15 protein-coding genes are annotated in these 17589 nt (G+C 62.7%); 7 read left to right on the top strand and 8 right to left on the bottom strand.

Features of this window, described 5'->3' with window-relative positions; translation table 11 throughout:
- Window positions 1–70: 70 nt before the first annotated feature.
- The 7 genes from SSP08S_RS09585 to SSP08S_RS55110 form a co-directional block, all read right to left on the bottom strand.
- Window positions 71–1162, bottom strand: a complete 1092-nt coding sequence (locus SSP08S_RS09585) for a thymidylate synthase (RefSeq protein ID WP_158697154.1) — start codon at window positions 1160–1162, stop codon at window positions 71–73.
- On the bottom strand, window positions 1159–1779 hold the full coding sequence (locus tag SSP08S_RS61680; RefSeq protein ID WP_158697153.1) for a hypothetical protein: 621 nt from the start codon (window positions 1777–1779) through the stop codon (window positions 1159–1161). The genes SSP08S_RS09585 and SSP08S_RS61680 overlap by 4 nt, the downstream gene beginning before the upstream one ends.
- The gene (locus tag SSP08S_RS09575) at window positions 1770–3125 is read right to left on the bottom strand and encodes an aminotransferase family protein (protein WP_043259338.1); all 1356 of its coding nucleotides are present in this window, start codon (window positions 3123–3125) and stop codon (window positions 1770–1772) included. Before SSP08S_RS09575 ends, SSP08S_RS61680 begins: the two co-directional genes overlap by 10 nt.
- A 330-nt stretch (window positions 3126–3455) precedes the next feature.
- Window positions 3456–4349, bottom strand: a complete 894-nt coding sequence (locus tag SSP08S_RS61675; RefSeq protein WP_158697152.1) for a beta-ketoacyl-[acyl-carrier-protein] synthase family protein — start codon at window positions 4347–4349, stop codon at window positions 3456–3458.
- A gap of 225 nt (window positions 4350–4574) precedes the next feature.
- The gene (locus SSP08S_RS09565; RefSeq protein WP_043259367.1) at window positions 4575–5609 is read right to left on the bottom strand and encodes a GDP-mannose 4,6-dehydratase; all 1035 of its coding nucleotides are present in this window, start codon (window positions 5607–5609) and stop codon (window positions 4575–4577) included.
- Between the two features lie 156 nt (window positions 5610–5765).
- The gene (locus tag SSP08S_RS09560; protein ID WP_026178337.1) at window positions 5766–6719 is read right to left on the bottom strand and encodes an NAD-dependent epimerase/dehydratase family protein; all 954 of its coding nucleotides are present in this window, start codon (window positions 6717–6719) and stop codon (window positions 5766–5768) included.
- 595 nt (window positions 6720–7314) lie between these two features.
- Window positions 7315–7950 carry an LmbU family transcriptional regulator gene (locus tag SSP08S_RS55110; protein WP_051105882.1) on the bottom strand — a complete coding sequence of 212 codons (636 nt, stop codon included), beginning with the start codon at window positions 7948–7950 and terminating at the stop codon, window positions 7315–7317.
- A gap of 359 nt (window positions 7951–8309) precedes the next feature.
- On the opposite strand from SSP08S_RS55110, the gene SSP08S_RS09550 reads away from it, so the two are divergent.
- The 7 genes from SSP08S_RS09550 (at window position 8310) to SSP08S_RS09525 (ending at window position 16453) form a co-directional block, all read left to right on the top strand.
- Window positions 8310–9503 carry a glycosyltransferase family 4 protein gene (locus SSP08S_RS09550; RefSeq protein ID WP_158697151.1) on the top strand — a complete coding sequence of 398 codons (1194 nt, stop codon included), beginning with the start codon at window positions 8310–8312 and terminating at the stop codon, window positions 9501–9503.
- 105 nt (window positions 9504–9608) lie between these two features.
- Entirely contained in the window at window positions 9609–11063 is a 1455-nt protein-coding gene (locus SSP08S_RS58725) for a B12-binding domain-containing radical SAM protein (protein ID WP_078532392.1), read from the top strand.
- Window positions 11064–11336: 273 nt separating this feature from the next.
- Entirely contained in the window at window positions 11337–11831 is a 495-nt protein-coding gene (locus SSP08S_RS09540; protein WP_026178335.1) for a flavin reductase family protein, read from the top strand.
- A 128-nt stretch (window positions 11832–11959) separates the two neighbouring features.
- Complete coding sequence (locus tag SSP08S_RS63315) at window positions 11960–12262, top strand: helix-turn-helix domain-containing protein (protein ID WP_019067359.1); 303 nt, start codon at window positions 11960–11962, stop codon at window positions 12260–12262.
- Between the two features lie 254 nt (window positions 12263–12516).
- Window positions 12517–13992 (top strand): class I adenylate-forming enzyme family protein, encoded by a 1476-nt coding sequence (locus tag SSP08S_RS09535; protein ID WP_019067358.1) that lies wholly within the window; start codon window positions 12517–12519, stop codon window positions 13990–13992.
- Complete coding sequence (locus tag SSP08S_RS09530) at window positions 13989–15287, top strand: type III PLP-dependent enzyme domain-containing protein (protein WP_019067357.1); 1299 nt, start codon at window positions 13989–13991, stop codon at window positions 15285–15287. Before SSP08S_RS09535 ends, SSP08S_RS09530 begins: the two co-directional genes overlap by 4 nt.
- Window positions 15284–16453, top strand: a complete 1170-nt coding sequence (locus tag SSP08S_RS09525; RefSeq protein ID WP_019067356.1) for an acyl-CoA dehydrogenase family protein — start codon at window positions 15284–15286, stop codon at window positions 16451–16453. Before SSP08S_RS09530 ends, SSP08S_RS09525 begins: the two co-directional genes overlap by 4 nt.
- Before the next feature lie 55 nt (window positions 16454–16508).
- Here SSP08S_RS09525 and galE read toward each other — a convergent pair whose 3' ends face one another.
- Window positions 16509–17519, bottom strand: a complete 1011-nt coding sequence (gene galE, locus SSP08S_RS09520) for a UDP-glucose 4-epimerase GalE (protein ID WP_026178334.1) — start codon at window positions 17517–17519, stop codon at window positions 16509–16511.
- Window positions 17520–17589: the final 70 nt, after the last annotated feature.

Genomic DNA, 17589 nt, shown 5'->3' with positions numbered 1-17589 from the left:
TGCATCTTTTCCTCCGAACACGAATGTGGGCGCTCTCTTGACCAGACTGGGTAGCCACCGTCACAAGTCGCTAAATGGCGTTGAAGAGCTCTATCATTCGTTCCGAAGCGTGCTCGCTGGCCACGGTCACGTCGGTAGACCCGAGCTTCCGGTAAGCGTGCCTCGCCAGTACGGATCGGGCTACATCGGTGTATGGATGACGGGCACGGCCTTCGGCGATCGCGTCCACGCGCCGGTGATCTCCCTTGCCAGCTGCCTCACGGAGTTGTCGCTCGAGGTCTATGAGCTCCTGCGCGGCGTCTTCGGCAGCGTCCTTGCCGCGGGGAAACGCGGGTAGCGCGACTGGTAGCGCCTCGGCGCTTGCGATCTCATCTGCGATCGCGCGCTCGTTGTCATAGATATGGAATGTGCCGGAGTAGTGATGGTAGGGCCCACACTCGACATCGAGGAGCCCAGCAACGTACTGCTGTATCCCCATGAAGAGAAATGTGTCGTACGGAAGCACGGTCAACGCCTGCTGTGCCCGCATGACCACGACGAATGAGAGCTTTTCTTCGCGCAAGAACATCTGAATGCCGACTCCGCACGGATATTCACGCGATTGGCGGAAGTTGTCGACCGGCTCGAGGATGGGTGCGAACGTACGGCGGTTGCTCGGGTCGCTTCGCAACCTGTCGATGATTGCTCGCAGCTGGTCCCCGCCGCCCAGGGTTCGCAACCGCCGGCCGAACGCACCACTGAGTGTGTGCTGGTCGTCGGAGAACTGATCAGCACCCCTGCGGTAGAAGGACGGCGTTTCGATGTCATTGCGAGCGTCCAACGACCAGGCGAGCAGACCGAAGCAGTACGCGAGGTTGACTTTCATCACTGACGTGATCGCCAGGGAAGAAGACGCGTCGGCGACTTGGAAGCTGTGCCCTATTATTTCCGAATAGGGCCGGTCCTGCGCGCCGAATCCAGAGGCGATCGAGTCCGGGTCGGTCACCGAAGACACCTGGTGCCCGCGTTCCAGGATGTCTCTGAGTCCCGCTCGGTACGCATGCGCGAAAGTTGGAAACGTACTCACCAGTGACCTGTCGTCGATGATGTCGGTGGTGGATGACTGCGTCATTTTCACTCCGTCCTCTGGCGGTGGTTCATTGATGACGTTCTTCGTGCTCACGCTGACAGGATTCCCTGAATGCGCCGAGCTTCGCGCAACGTGTCGGCTATCGTGTCGTGTGGCTGGGCTACAAATTCTGTCCAGGTCTCGGAGTGGGCGTCCACGAGAATGGTCCGTGGGCCGGTTTCCGTCCACGTGCCGAGCTCTTGCAGGAAATGGTCGTATGCCTCGAGGAAGTCCGGCTCGTCCCAAGGGCGGCCGTCGGACTTTCGGGTGTATGCCAGCCGTGTCTGCACCATTCGCCGAGATGACCGTAATATCAGGGTTGTGTGCTCGCCACCGAACAGCCTCAACCGATCGCATTCACGCAGTGCGGCATCGAAGTCTCTTCGCGGCCCTCTGTTGATTCGCCAGAGTGCATATCTGTAGCCAAGCACGCAAACCTGTCCGTGGTCAGCGGCGGCAAATCTCTTGGGGTCAGCCGCCTCGAAGCGCTCACCCTGATCCACGCGTGCCCGCACATCATTCAACAGCCGTATTGCCATGGCCGACTCGTCGTGTACGCCGGTCGGCACGCTGGGGGGCTCAAGAAGCAACATGTCGTCACGAAGGTATCGCTTGAGTCGAGCCAGTAGTGTGGTTTTCCCAGCACCTGACATACCGTCGACTATAAGCACAGCGACGCTCCTCCCTCCGCTTTGCGTTCAGAGAGCTCGACGAGCGTGGTTCTCAATGCACGGGTCAAGAAGCTGACCTCGTCGTCTGAAATATTGAGGGGTGGAGCGATTAGTACACCTTCTCCGCCGCCGTCGCGCCTGTAACCGTTGAACGGATAGAGGATCAAACCCTTTTCTCGGCCGATACGCAGCAGATCCAACTGCCAGTTGTCGGCTACTTCGATTCCGTGAAGATATCCCCTTCCGCGTACATCCACAACGACTGGGAGGTCGGCGGTGGCTCGCCGTATCGCGCCGACGACGTGGTCCCCCCGCGTTGTGTCGGATGCGACTGCTCCGAGTTCGTGGAGGACATCGAGCACCGCGTTTCCGACGGCCACCTGCAGAGGCGTCCCGGACATTGTCCCGAGAAGCGGCAGAGAACGTCCGGACCGAGCGATGTCATCGGCGACCTCCGGTGAGATCACTGTCGCGGCCAGCGACGTGTAACCGCCGTTCAGTCCCTTGGAGACGACGACGATGTCCGACTGGGCGTTCGGCCAGTGGTGCGAGGACATCGGAAGACCGGTGCGGCCGAGTCCGGTCAGTATCTCGTCATGGAGCAGGAGCACACCCAGTTCCTGACAGATCTCCTTCAATCGTGCGTGATAGCCCGGCGGTGGGACATAGGCACCGCCGGTCGCACCGTTGATGGGTTCTATCAGTACTGCCGCCACAGTCTCCGGGGCTGCAGCACGGATCGCTCGCGCGACATCGTCCGCGCAGTCGGCGGTGCATCGCCCTCCGTCACAGGCCGGATGCTGTCCGGGATATGGCGGATCGAACGATGGAGCCAATCCCATTGCATCGGCCGCCGAAGGGCGTCTGCGTCGGTGCCCGGAAAGTCCCAGCGTGAGTGCGCTGTTGCCGTGGTAGCCGAGCGACGCGGTCAGGATCTTGTTGCGCTTGCTCTGCCCGCGCGCTCTCTGGGCCATGCGTGCGAGCGAAATGGCGAGCTCAATGGCAGACGTGCCCGTCGTAGTGAGGATCACTTTGTCGTCCGGGCGGCCAACAACTGCTGTCAGCCTCGCACCCAAGCGGTCCATCTCGGCCGACCGAGCCATCGTCGCGGTCGTGTACGCGCCTTTGGCGAGCTGAGACTGCATCGCGTAGACGATATGTGGGTGGGCGTGCCCAATGTTCACGCATATCGATCCGCTCGAGGCGTCCAGATATTTCTTGCCATTCGTGTCGTACAGCCAGCTGCCCGCTGCGCGATCGAATTCTATGGGTGGCAGCGATTGTCGACCTGTAAGCACGACATTTTCAGCCTTAGAGCTACCCGGCGGACCTGTTTCGATTGTCATCTGATCCTTGGAGATGTCGAAATCTGTGACTTGGTTTTTTCCATCCGGAGTGGGGAGTGGAAGTCGCCTTCGCATGAAGTGTCGAAAGCGCTTACGATGCAAGAGTGTTACACGTTGAATCTAGTGACCACAAGGTTCCGAACGAGGCTAACTCGTTCTTTAACTTTTCGACCGTTGAAGTGAGGTAAGTAGCTTCTCGCGTCGAGCCGGTTTGTCCCGCCGTGACAAGGCATATGGCGTCTGCTTCTCATACTGTTCTTGGCCGGTCACGTGGGCGAGCCTGCCTCCCTGGTGTGGCAAGCGAAGAAAGAGGCCCTGGCTTGGTGCGGCTCATTCGGTTTCGGCGCGCACATACTCCAATGCGGCGCATGTCCAGGACCGCGGGCTAGTGCCTAGGAGCAGAACCCGTGCGCCGTGCTTCAGCACGCCGGACGCCTCGGCATGCGCGAGGCTGATCAGCAGATCGCCGGCGAAGCAGTGTCCGATGTCGGCCACCTGCGGCGCGTAGACGGAGTTGACATCCATCCCCGCCGCCGTGGCGAAGAGATACCGCACGGAGGTTCCGTAGTTCCCGGTGATCAACAGGTCGTATTCCTGACCGCCCACTCCCGACACGTGCGACAAACCCTCGACCGCGCGGGCGACTCCCTTGACGACGGAACTCATTCTGGTGAGCGAAGATCCGGACTGCGGGAAATCGGCACGTACCGCATCCGACACCCCGAGCACTCGGAAGCCGCTCCCCATCAGGTGCGCGCTCACGAGGCAGGAAGCGGCACCGTCACTTATCACTGTCTGACCGTCCTCGATGAAACGCGTCGCCTGGCCACGTTTGTTCGTCGTGACGAGGAGTACTGAAGATCCCCTCTCGGTGAGGATGGTGTTTCGCGCGATACGCAGTGCCGGCGGGAGGTTGCCGCAGGCGTTGCCCCCCACCGTCACCGTCGGAAGAGTGGGCCGGCCCATAGCCACCAGAAAGTCCCAGACATCGTGGCAGAACGAGGCGGTACCGGGGGATTCGGCGCAGTAGACGGCGGCAGTCGGCTCACCTGAACCGGCCGCGGCTATCGATCTCGCTGAAGAGAGAGCTGCCAGCCGGGAGGCCGGCTCCGTACTCAACCGACAGTGTTGGATTCCCTCGTCGCGGAGCGCTGTGAGGCTCTTCCTGATCGCGGGGTCGTCGAGTTCATCGATGCCCACCCGTGCACCCAGCTCGAACGCCACCGACGAGAGGTAGACGTCTGGCCAACCAGCATGTTCTGGCCGATCCGTTGAACCCGTACGACTCAAGAGTCCACTCCAATGCTGTGTCGATGCCGTACATGTCCAAGGAACAGGTGAGTCCCCGTACCTTTGGGGCGCTGCCGTGCCGGGCGGACCGGGTCTCGGCGTAGTGAACACTTCCTCGGCCGGTGGCATACACGTCCTCGACCTGACGGCACCGACGAACTAGAAGTGCTCCGCAACGGGTGAGTCGATGGGCGAGCTCCTGCCGGAGAGTTGGGCCAAGTCCGCGTCGACCATCATGCGCACCAGCTCCTCGAAGGACACCACCGGTTCCCAGCCGAGCTGTGCCCGGGCTCGCTTGGGATCTGCGCACAGCAGGTCGACTTCGGCCGGCCGCACCAGCGACGGGTCGATGACCACATGCCCCCGCCAGTCCAAACCCGCGTGACTGAAGGCGTGCTCAACGAGAGTCCGCACCGAGGACATGATTCCCGTGCCCACCACGAAGTCGGAGGGCACCGGCTGGGCCATCATCTGGCGCATGGCTTTGACGTAGTCGCCGGCGTAGCCCCAGTCGCGCCGTGCGTCCAGATTTCCCAGCCTAAGCGTTTCGCTGAGACCGAGCTTGATCCGGGCGACTCCGAGGGACACCTTGCGTGTGACGAACTCCGGCCCGCGCCTCGGTGACTCGTGATTGAACAGGATTCCGGATACCGCATACATTCCGTACGACTCGCGGTAGTTCTGCGTGGTGTAGTGCCCGTAGGACTTTGCGACCCCATACGGACTGCGTGGATGGAAAGGCGTCTGCTCGTTCTGCGGTGTCTCTCGTACCTTGCCGAACATCTCGGAGGACGACGCTTGGTAGAAGCGGATCTGGCTACCGAGCTGCGCGGTACGGGAGGCACTGATTCCGCTGACGATGCGGATCGCTTCCAGCATTCGCATCACCCCTAGTCCGGTGACTTCGGAAGTGATGCCGGACTGCTGCCATGACAGAGGAACGAAGGAAATGGCCCCCAGGTTGTAGACCTCGTCGGGTTGGACTTGATCGACGGCGGATATCAGACTGGTCTGATCGAGCAGGTCCCCCCGTATCAGCCTGACATCGCTCACCAAGTGCCGGAGTCTGGCTGCACGCGTGTCGTCGTGTCCACGCACGATCCCCCAGACCTCGTAGCCCTCCTCGACCAAGTGTTCAGCGAGATAGGTGCCGTCCTGACCGGTAATTCCGGAAATCAACGCACGCCTTGTCAGTGGATTCTCCCGGTGTAGGTCCCTTCCGGTACGGAGGGAGACAAGTGGCCCTGAAACCTGTCCGAATGTCGGATTGCGAAGCAATAGAAGTACCGAACCAAGTTGACGGAGAGGCGACTGGCCGATCACGAGCACTCTCCGGAGCGGCTCGGTCGGTCAACAGGACCGACTCCCCCGCGTCCGGTACCACTCCACTGTCAGCCCCAGCCCCTCGTCGACCGGGACCTCGGGGGTCCATCCCAGTAGTTTCTGGGCGCGGCCGATGTCCGGCTGCCGCACGAGAGGGTCGCCCATGGGCAGCGGCCGGTGGACGACCTCGGGCTCCGCCCTTGCCGCGGCGGCGATCCGCTTCGCGATCTCCAACACCGTGAGCTCGTACGGGTTGCCGAGGTTGACAGGTCCCGGCGTGTCGCTGACCATCAGCGCGACCAGGCCCGTCACCAGGTCGGTCACGTAGCACAAGGACCTGGTCTGGGTGCCGGATCCGTTGATGGTGAAGGGCATGCCGGCCAGGGCCTGCGAGATGAAGGTTGGGACGACTCGGCCGTCCAACTCGCGCATGCGTGGCCCATAAGTATTGAAGATGCGGGCGATGGTGGTGTTCGCGCCCCGGCTGCGCCGGTAGGCCATGGTCGCGGCCTCGGCGTAGCGCTTGGCCTCGTCGTACACCGCCCGGGGACCGATGGGGTCCACGTTGCCGAAATAGTCCTCGCGTTGTGGGTGCTGCAACGGATCGCCGTACACCTCGGAGGTGGACGCGAGCAGGAATCGGGCCTGCTTCTCGACAGCGCAGATCAGCACATTCTCCGTACCGCGGGAACCAGTGCGCAGTGTTTCCAGAGGAAGCCGGTGGTAATCAACCGGCGAGGCAGGGGATGCCAGATGGAACACCCAGTCCAGAGGTCCTTCAATGGCGGGCAGCTCGGTCACGTCCGCGGTGACGAGCTGAAAGCGGGGCGACTTCAAAGCCTGTCGAAGATTCTCCTTTCGACCAGTGCAGAAGTTGTCGACGCATACGACGTCCAGCCCCTCGGACAGCAGATGCTCGCACAGGTGCGATCCAACGAATCCCGCCCCGCCCGTGACCAGCGCCCGGCGCACGTTACTCACTCAGCCTCACTCCTTGATCGCTGACGTTCACTTGGCCGGCGAACGTTCCACCCGCGAACTCACCGCCTCCTCGTGCAGCAACGCTGCATGGGCCACGGGGTCCGTGCCCGGGGCGTACTGGAAGAGCCGGCATCGAATGGGCCGTCCAACAGCGGTTCCAGCCACTCATTCGGCTCAGGCCCGAGCCGCCGAAGGGCGCGTCCTCGTGGGGCTTCCTTGCGCGGGGACACAGAAAAGAACAGCCGCTCTTCTCCTCGTTCGCCCGCAGTCGCGCTGATTTGACGAACGGACGGATCCCGGGCCTCGACGTCGCCGACAGCGGTGCGCCGCGTGTGCCACAGGTGGATCAGCCGGCGGTGGAGGCCGGAGAGCCCTGCAGACGGCAGGTGGAACAGTAGCCCTGCCGAGCGGCAGGTATGCCCGTTTCACCGGACGATCACTGTGGTCATGGATCAGCGCGACCGAATGCCGCGGCAACCACCCGTTTCCTTCAGGCCCGGATTCACCGGCCGGCCCTCATGAGACCAGGGATGGCCGGCGAGGCAGGCGGCGCGGCGGATGCCACCTGCACGGGCCGGTATCACCACCTGTCCAATCAGCCGTCCGCCATCGCCAGCACACGGCCGTCGCCGACCGCCGCGACGACGGCGTCGACCTCTTCCTCACCCGTCACCGTTGAGCGAGCCGCACCGTCCAGGACCTGTTGAATCCAGTCCTGCAGGCTCGCACCCGAGCATTCGGCGGCTTCACGCCACAGGCTCTCGCGATCGGCGGGCAGATTCAGCACTATCCGGACCGGGGAGGCAGGTTCGGGAACGCCACCTCGGCTCTCGCGGATGGCCTTGCGGAGCTTGTTGCGTGACCAGCCGAGTCTTTCGGCACGCTGCAACCAGAGTTCCTGGTCACGCGGGTGCAGACTGGCCACCTCGGCGTGGTGCTGGAAGCTCAGCTTGTCCCGCCGGCGGGACAAGGCGACATTGCGGGCCACCCAGGCGTAGTTCCGCAGAGTCTGATAGTCCAGCCTTGCCTCGTCGATCGCCCGCCGATAACGCTGCGGATATGACTTCTCTCCGTAAACGAGCCAGTCTCCCAGCCACCATGCTGAAGAATCAGCGATGAGAAAGAGATTCTGGCCGACTCTGTGCCATTCCTCGAAGGGAAGGCCTGCCGGTATACCGAGCCCAACCCTTCTAGTTAAAACGGAAGAATCCCCCGAAACAGAACCGTTCACTCGCTTCCTCCCTAAATTGTCCGCTTTGTCCACTTTCTTTCGAATGGCCCCTAGACTGGGAAACCGACGGTGAATCGTTTCGAAACGCTATACAAACAAGAGCATGCAAGTCCACACAGGAACGCGCACCCTGCTCGGTGCGATTGATGCCATACGCAAAGGGGCGCTAAATTTCTTGCGAAAACTAGGTAATTTTAACCGCCAAAGAGAAGGGCGCCAGCTGGTTGATGTCGAGCCAATGGCCTGGACCAGGAGGATCGCAAGGGTTCATCGAGCACCTCGGAGTCGGCCCGCCTGCCGGGAGAAGCTCGTTGACGGAATGGCCAGTCGCAGGGACTCAGTGAAGAGAGGTGCATGACTTGCGGAGGGATCTCAGGGTCGTTGCCATCTTTGAGACCGCCGGCTTCAGCGGATCCATTCCTGTTACCGGGGGAGCCGCCCGTACGATCGGACTAAATCGTCACCTGCCGAACCAAGGTTGCGAGGTCACCCTCGTCCTCTGCGATCTGAACCCCGCGTCGAAACCGAGCGGTGACTGGCCCATAAAAGTCGAGTACGTTGGTCCAGACGACGTCTATTCAGCGTCTGAAGAATTCTGCGGACTCATCGCCGGCCTACGCCCCGACGTGGTCGTGATGTCCTCGACTCCGCTGGTCGTCCGTTACGGCAGGACGCTCGCTGAGCGAGTGAACTGCCGTCTGGTGTATGACATGTTTGACAATGAGCATCAGCTTCACATTGCTCTTGGCGACGACGAGCGAACTTGTGAGCAGCGCCACCAGTTGCAGGCGGCCGCCATATCTTTGGCGGACGCCGTGCTTGTTCAAACAGCGGAAGACCTGGCGTACGCGTCGACGTTCCGTGCGAACGATATCTATATGGTGCCCTGTGGCGTGGAACTGTCCGACCCGACGCCGATCGAACCGCGCACCCGGGCCGGATCGGTCTTTGTGGGGAACTTCTACTACGAGCTGAACGCCGTTGCCCTAAAATTCATCCTGAATTCCTTGGCCAGCGACCTTGTAGCAGCGGGAAGGTGGGTCGACGTTTACGGTCGCATTCCGCCGAATCTGGAGGTGTATGACGTTCCCGGTGTGCGCGTGCACGGGCAGGTTCCGAGCATCGGAGATGTTCTCCACAAAGCCGAGGTAGGCCTCGCACCCTTGGCAAGCGGCGGGGGGATGAAATTGAAGGTCCTCGAGTACATGGCCGCGTCGTTGCCCATCATCGGACCGCCCAATGCATTTGTTGGAATCCCCGAACCGGAACGATTTGCCGTCGTGACGGATGATCAGATGCAGAACATGGCCCGCGAGCTCCTGGAACTACTGAAAGATCCGGCCAGGCGGCTTGACCTCGGCGCCTCCGGCAGAGCGGTGGTTGAACGGTCCTATTCGTGGTCGAGCATCGCAAAAGTGGCCGGCGAGGCATACAACAAGGTCGGGGCGGCTCCGATCGGACGAAGGAGCAGCGTGAAGTTGAGTCCGGACGTTGTCGATCTGGCAAGTGCTCCCCCACGTTGGCTGGCTGAATGGAGGAGACAACGGGAGTAGCGCGCGTGCCACGCTCGGTGTGACAACCCTTCAGGGCCCGCCTCCAACTGCTGAGAAGCAGACAGCATCTCGTCTCGGGTTCACCCGATCGCTTACCGTCCAAGGATGGGATTTAAGATGAGTATCTTGCTAATCGCCCCTCCAGCCCTGTGGAGGAACCGTTATCTCGAGAAGCACGAGCGTGGCGCTTATTTCGACGTACAGAAACGGTACCTAGGTTCTGGCGCCTGGAGCTTTCCCGCAGAGAACCTCGCAATAATGTCAATCAAGGCCTATGCGGCGTCCCGGGGAATTGACGTCACGACCATCAATGCTCAAACCGCGCGGCACGCGTCGATCGAGCAGACCTGGCATACAATTCTGGAGTCGGCCAAGAAGAACGGTGATCCGCTCCTCATAGGATTCACCGGCACTGCCGAAATGTACGAAGAGAGCATGGAGCTGGCGCTCCGGGCGAAGAGGAGATGGTCGAAAGTACTGACGGTACTCGGACACGATCTGGCCACTCTCAGCTGGCGAGATGTCCTCGCGCGGTCGGACGCGTTTGATTTTGCCTGTACAGGTGACGGCGAGGCGGCATTCACTGAACTGGCCCGGCGAGTATTAAACGGGGAGTCGTTGGCTGGATGCCCCTCCATGTTCAGTCGCGACGATGTGGGTTCAGCGCCTGTACGGCATAGAAACGTGCCGGCACTGAATCTTGACGAACTTCCGTGGCCGTCCCGTGATGATCTTCCGGCGGTCCGCGCCCTGGGGATGGGTGCTGCAGTCTTCAGTTCCCGAGGATGCCCGTTCAGGTGCACATTTTGCACCACGGGGAGCAAGTCGGCGATTCAGCACGGCAGCGACTCCTACCGAACGAAGTCCATTACCAACGTGGTCGACGAAATATCGATGCTCCACCGCGATCACGGCGTGAACTTCGTCACGATCAGTGATGACCTTTTCCTCTTGAACCAGGTGCATTCTCAACGAAGGGCCGAAGAGTTCGCTACGGAGATGATCAGGAGGCAGCTTTCCGTCTCTTTCATGGTGGACTGCCGAATCGATTCCATCGATGCTTCTCTATTTTCTCTTCTAGTACAAGCCGGCCTGGTGAAGGTATTTATCGGTGTTGAGACCGCCGATGATGATCAGCTGCAGAACTACGGGAAGGTCTACGATCGCAAGAGCGATTCCCAGCTCGATGTCATCCGAAAAAAGCTCCAGCTGCTTCATGACCTGAGTTTGGATGTCGTGCCCGGCGTGCTGACCTATCATCCGCGCGTCACCAAACGCGAGCTCCTGATGACTGATCACTTGATCGAGATTTGTAAGACGCCTGCGCCGAATATGTACTGGACAAAGATCATCGCATATCCGGGCACGCCGTTGTATGCCGACTACAAGGCACGCGGGCTGTTGAGCGGAGATTGGCCCACGGAATACTGGCACTTTGAGGATCCGAAGGCGGAGCGCCAGTACGATCGTTTCACTCAGCTGATATCCGGGCGGAGGTCGTCGTTCGAGTTTGTCCGCAAGACATTTCTTTCGACTTTGGACAGTTGGGACGAAGACTGATGGCGCAGACGATGAGGCCAGTGGTCCAGGCCTGCTCATGAAGCGCATGTCTGGAGGCCGAGATCCGCGTACCTCCTGGGTGGACGGCGTTCCACGCCGGTCGCCGACCATGAGCCCCGGCCTCTTTCGGCAACTCCCCGCAGACCGGCACGCGATCGCGCATCACGAGCCCCGTAGGCCGTCCCGCTCGGAGGGGCGCGAGGCCGGCCATCACGGGGCGAGGCGGAAGCCTGGAGCGGTCCCGTCGGGGCAGGAAACCACCGAAGGCGCGCGATGAGTCCACTCAGCACAGAACCGACGGATCCTTTGTTGCTGCGCAGGGCGTTCAGCTGTTTCCCTTCCGGTGTGACCGCCATGTGCGCATCCGACTCGAGGACACCGGTAGGCATGGCTGCGAGCACGTTCACCCCGGTCTCCCTAGCGCCGCCCTTGGTGCTCGTCTGCATCCAGGACACTTCGACGACCTGGCCGAGATTGCGTGAACGGCATCGCCTGGGCCTGAGCGTGCTGGCCGAAGGACAGGACGGGATCTGCCGTTCGCTGGCAGACAAGAAAGGGAACCGGTTCGCGGGCATTGACTGGGAAGCCGACGACGACGGCAGCGTTTACATACACAACGCAAGCCTCTGGCTTGCTTGTTCACCCTACTCCGAACTTCCCGGAGGCGATCACACGATTGTCCTGCTCAAGATCCACGGTCTGAAGGTCGAGCCTGACCGGGAGCCATTGGTGTTCCACGGCAGCCGGTTCCGGAGGCTGGCGGTCTGATGCGGTGCGACCATGTTCACCGTTCACGAGAAAGGCCGATCGACGCCTTCGGTTTGATGTCGAAACAATCTTCTCTCACGTTCAGCTGCCATACAGCCGAGCAGCATGCCACGGAGGTCGCCACTGACATGACCACATTGTCCATACAGAAGGGCCTGGACAGCGGCGAACGCCTGACCGCTGAAAACCATGAGGTCGACTCCCCTCGCATGGTGCCCTTCGCCAGTCGGCCGCGCTCCGAGGAGCTCACGATCGAAGATATCCGTCTGCTTCTCCTACTGGCGGAGGGACATCCAGCGGAAACGATTGCTCGAATCCTCTGCACATCCGGTCGGACACTTCGGCGCCGCATACGGGCCGTCTGCGACGAGATCGGCGTTCGCACCCCGATCGAGGCAGCCGTCTGGGCTGCGCGGCGCGGTCTGATATGAGACGCCGATCTCATTAACTCCGAATATTCCCCGGTGAATTCGGTGCCGATCAACGCGAGCCCTCAAGTTGGCCACTGTCGGCCAATCTTGCCCTCGCCTGTGTCTGCGTGAGCGAGTGTCCGCAGACTTCAGAGAGCGGGATTCGGTTGGTCCCCTCGCCAACATGCCAGAGATTGGATGTCATGGTGACGCCTCCCCAGTCCAGCTTGATACCAGACCATGCGGGGCATGAGCCGTATGACCACCCGGAATTCGTGGACCGGCTTCTTGCCCGTGCCGCGGCCGACCACCCGGCCGCCCCCGCGGTACGCGACCGGAAGGGCCGCTGGACATACGCGGAACTCGTACGCGCCTCCCACGCGACGGCGGCGTGGTTGCACGAGCGCGGGGTGACCGCCGGCGACCGGGTCGTCGTACGGGCGACGCCCGAGCGAACCCTCCTCGCCCTGCTCCACGGGTGCCTTCGTATCGGGGCCACATTCGTCCCGGTAAGCACGGCCGTGCGGCGCTACCAGCTGGAGCACGTCCTGAGGGACGCAGAACCCACGCTGTTCGTCAGCGACGACCACGAGCAGTTGGGCTGGGCGTCGGAGATCTTGCCCGTCAGTTCCCTTGCCGAGGTCGGGCGAGCCGCCGAGTCGGCCGATCCCGGCCTGGACGACTTCCTCGCGTCGGAGCGTTCACCCGACGACCTGGCTCTGTTGCTTTACACGTCGGGCAGTACGGCCCAGCCGAAAGCGGTCGCGTGTCCGCACGCCGCGGTATGCTTCGCCGTTTCCGCGGTCGCCGACCGGATTGGCTACACAAGGGACGACGTCGTCTTCTGTCGGCTGCCGCTCTCCTTCGACTACGGCCTCTATCAGGTCTTCCTCAGCATCTTTGCCGGCTGCGAACTGGTGCTCACGGACTCCTCCGGTGACATGCGGCTGCTCTCTGACATCAGGAAGAATGGGGCGACGGTGGTGCCCATCGTGCCGTCGCTCGGAACCATGCTGCTCAAGCTCGTCAGCAGGGATCGCGCTCCTACCCGGGTCCGGCTGTTCACGAACACGGGCGAGCACCTTTCAAAGAGCACCGTCGAGCAGCTGCGTGAACGGTTTCCGGGCGCCGCGGTGCAGCTGATGTTCGGCACCACGGAGTGCAAACGAATAACGATCATGGAGCCCGACGGTGATCTAACCCGACCCGACTCGGTGGGACGCGCCCTCGCGGGTACGTCCGTGAGGGTCGTGGACGGGGCCGGGCGAACCCTCCCTCCCGGGCATGTCGGAGAGATCACCATACGGGGCCCGCACCTGATGGCCGGCTACTGGCGCTCCCCCGAACTGTCCAGACGTGCCTTCAGGGTCGACCCGTCCGACGGTGAACGAGTGCTGTACACCGGTGACTTCGGCCATCTGGACTCGGCGGGCTATCTCTACTTCAGCGGGCGCCGCGACCACGTCTTCAAACGCCGCGGTACCCGTACCTCAGTAGTGGAAATCGAATCAGCGGCGCGCTCTGTGAGCGGTGTACACGAGGCGGCGGTACTGCCGCCCTCGGACCGCCGTGACGCGGTGCTGTACGTCGTCGGAGACATCACACCGGAGGAAGCCCTGACCGGACTGGGCAAGTTACTCGATCCGGCCAAGGTCCCCGGCATGTGCCGTGTGATCGAGGCCCTGCCCCTCACGGCGAACGGCAAGGTGGCGCGGGGGCTGCTGGACGAGTGGGAGAACGAGACCCCGTGAACAGCGAAGACATCACCGACCTCGTCGACGCCTACGGCAGTCCCCTGTACGTGTACGAGCTCAGGGAGGTCGAAGCCGCGGCGAACTCGTTGCGGCGGGCCCTCCCGCGACCGTCGACGCTCTACTACTCCCTGAAGGCCAACCCGCACCCTCTGATAGCCAGGGCACTGCGGCTCGCCGGGTGCCAGGCCGAGATCAGCTCCCAGGGGGAACTGACAGCCGCACTCGTGGCCGGTTTCACGGGCGCCGAATGCCTCTACACGGGCCCCGGCAAGACCCCGGCAGAGATCGAGAACGCCCTTCGCGCGGGCGTAACCCGCTTCTCCGTCGAGTCCGAGGGCGACTACAGGCGGGTCGCCGCGGGGGCGATGAAGGCAGGAGTGACAGCGGAATGCCTGCTCCGGATCAACGCGAGTGAGTTGCACGGGGCAAGCGGTCTGCGGATGACAGGAACCGCCTCGCAGTTCGGCACGGACTCCTCGGCCGTGACGGCCAACGCGGGACTCTTCAAGGCGCTGCCCGGCGCGCACGTCATCGGGATGCACTTCTTCGCCGTAAGCAATGCGCGGGACGAGAATGGGCTCCTCGCCTCCCTGCTCGCCAGTATCACCGAGGCTGCGAGAGTCCACAGCGGCAGCGGGCTGCCCCTCACCTGTCTGGACCTGGGCGGCGGATTCGCCGCTCCCTATGCCACTGAGGGCAAGCTCCCCGACTACTCGGCGTTGCGAGAGCCGCTCGAGAGCGCGCTCGACGAGCACCTTCCCGGCTGGCGAACAGGTGACATCGCCGTCGCGTTCGAGTCCGGTCGTCATCTTGTCGGCACCTGCGGACGGCTCGTCTGCACTGTCAGCGACATCAAGCGGAGCCGCGATCAGACCTACGTGGTACTCGACACCGGGATCAACCACCTCGGGGGGCTCTCAGGCCTGGGCCGGATGCTGCCTATGAGGGCGTCCGCGACGGCCGTTCAACCAGGGCCCTGCGTGGACGAGTTGCCGGAAGGCCGGGTCGACCTGGTGGGACCACTGTGTACGCCAGCCGACGTGCTCGCTCGTGACACCGGTCTTTCGCAGTTCGGCAAGGACGGATTGCTCACTGTTCCCAATGTGGGCGCGTACGGGCTCACCGCCAGCCTCATCGGATTCCTGAGCCGCCCCGTGGCGGCAGAAGTCGTCCTGGACGCAGGAGAACCAGTGGACGTGTCGCGGATCGAGCTGCGCCGCGTGCCGCTCGCCCCATCCATCGGCATGCGCGACAGTGAACAGGCGGACTATCGGCAGGAGTCGAAGAAGTGACCCGCACTTCCCTTGCCGAGACGGCGGAAAAATTGCTGCCCATCCTCAAGGAGGAAAGCCTCAGCACCGACAGGAACGCAGCTTTTCCGGAGGCAGGGCTCCAAGCGCTCCGCGAGAGCGGGCTTCTGGGCCTTCTGGTGCCTGAGGAGTACGGAGGCCTCGGCGCGGACCTAGACGGTCTCGTTCAGATCGCCGGGCAGCTCGCCGGTGGCTGCCTCTCGACGGCGATGATCTGGGCCATGCACTGCCAGCAGTCGGATGCTGTGGTGCGGTTCGCCTCGTCCGAGCTCAAGAGGCAATTGTTGCCCCGCATCGCTGGAGGGGAAGTCTATCTGGCATCGGTCACCTCGGAGCCCGGCAAGGGTGGGCACCTGCTCACGAGCGAGGCGGCGCTCCAGCACGAAGTGGACACCCTCACGCTGCATCGCGCCGCGCCTGTCGTCACGGGAGGCCAGCACGCCGACGGCTTTCTGATCACGATGCGCGCGTCCCCCGAAGCCCCGGCGAACCAGGTCACCCTGGTGTACGCCGACCGCGACCAGCTCGACATCACCGCTCGCGGGGAGTGGGACACCCTCGGAATGCGGGGCACGGAGAGTCTCGGCTTCGAACTCCAGGGGAGCGTACCGGCCTCTCAAACGGTCGGTGAGCCCGGCGGTTTCCAGCGCATCGCCGTCGAGAGTATGGCGCCGATCGGCCATCTGGCCTGGGCCGCTTGCTGGCTTGGGGCGGCGCGGGCCGCTCTGGGTGGGCTGGTGGAGCTGATCAGGTCGCCCGGCCGGCCAAGCACCATGGATGTCCGGTCCGAGCTCGTCAGCGAGCGTTTGGCCCGCATACGCATGGACCTTGAGCTGGTCAGTGCCTATCTGCACCGCGTGCGCGACGAGGTGATGGAGCTACGTGCGGCTGGAGAGTCCCTGGGGGCCACGCCGGTGCAGATCCACCTCAACACGCTCAAGGTCACCGCCGCGGAACTGACCTTTCGTGCGGTCGACCGTATGGTCCAGCTGGCCGGACTGCGCGTCGGTTACAACCGGCAGTCCCCGCTCCCGCTGGAGCGTCACCTTCGTGATCTGCGCTCCGCGAGCCTGAACTACGCGAATGATCGTCTGCTTGTGGTCAGTGGCGCGCTGACACTGCTGGACCGGACAGTGCGTCTTGCCTGAAGGGCCGGCGGGCTGATGCCTGTCCGGATAACGGCGAGGCCACGGGCCCCGTGGATCAACGACCTGACAGCGATGAGGAATCGGGGCCAAGCGTGGAGGGATTGTCCCGGTGCCATCTCCATGCGGTTTCGGCTATGGCCGCCAAGTCGTGCACGGGCTCCCACCCGAATGCTTCCTTGATTCGCGTGGTGTCCGCCCACAGGCCTGCGGGATCGCCCGGCCTCCTCGCACCGAAGGAAACCGGTGGCCTACGACCTGAGACCATCCGCACAGTTTGCACCACTTCCTGCACACTGACGCCGGTACCGCATCCCACGTTGTAACTGCCCGACACATCGGAATCGTCCAGCCCCTCCAGGACGCGCAGATGCGCCTTTGCCAGATCTTCGACATGTATGTAGTCACGCACGGCTGTGCCGTCCGACGTGGGGAAGTCACTGCCCAGGATCCGGATGCCGTCGACCATTCCCAGGCATGCACGGATCACCATCGGGAAGATCTCACGAACGCTTGCGGGGACATAGGCGCCGTGCGACCCGTCGGCAGCGGCACCGGCGGCATTGAAATAGCGCAGATTGGCGAAACGTATGTTCGCCAGCCGACCGTACCACTGCACCAGGTGCTCCCCCATGGATTTCGACTCCCCATAAGGGCTCTCCGGCGCAGCCGAAACGTCCTCCGTCACCGGCACACAGCCGGGCGTACCGTACACCGAGCAGGAGGAGGAGAACACGAAGAGCCTGACACCATGGCGGCGGGAGCATTCCAGTACCGTGGTGAGCCCTCGGACGTTGACATCCATATACCTGCCGATTTCAGTCATCGACTCCTCCGATGACTTCAGCCCGGCGAAGTGCATGACGGCATGGGGACGGAAGTTGGCGAAAACACTCTCCAGCCTGAGCTCGTCGCGTATGTCGCCGAGCTCCAACGGAACGCCGCTCACTGCCTCCCGGCGGCCTGTACTCAAATCGTCGACGACCAGCACCTCGTGACCGGCCGACAGCAAACTGCGGACCGTGAAGGAACCCACGTAGCCAGCTCCACCACTGACCAGAACTCTCATGGTCGCACCTCTGCTCGCACAGTGTTGGAGTCCCTCCGTACGGTGTGCGCTTACTCATGGGGTCGCGGCA

Source organism: Streptomyces hokutonensis, assembly GCF_000376565.1.
Classification (GTDB): domain Bacteria; phylum Actinomycetota; class Actinomycetes; order Streptomycetales; family Streptomycetaceae; genus Streptomyces; species Streptomyces hokutonensis.
The sequence above is the reverse complement of the archived record's forward strand: the minus strand, read 5'-3'. Positions and strand labels throughout refer to the sequence as shown.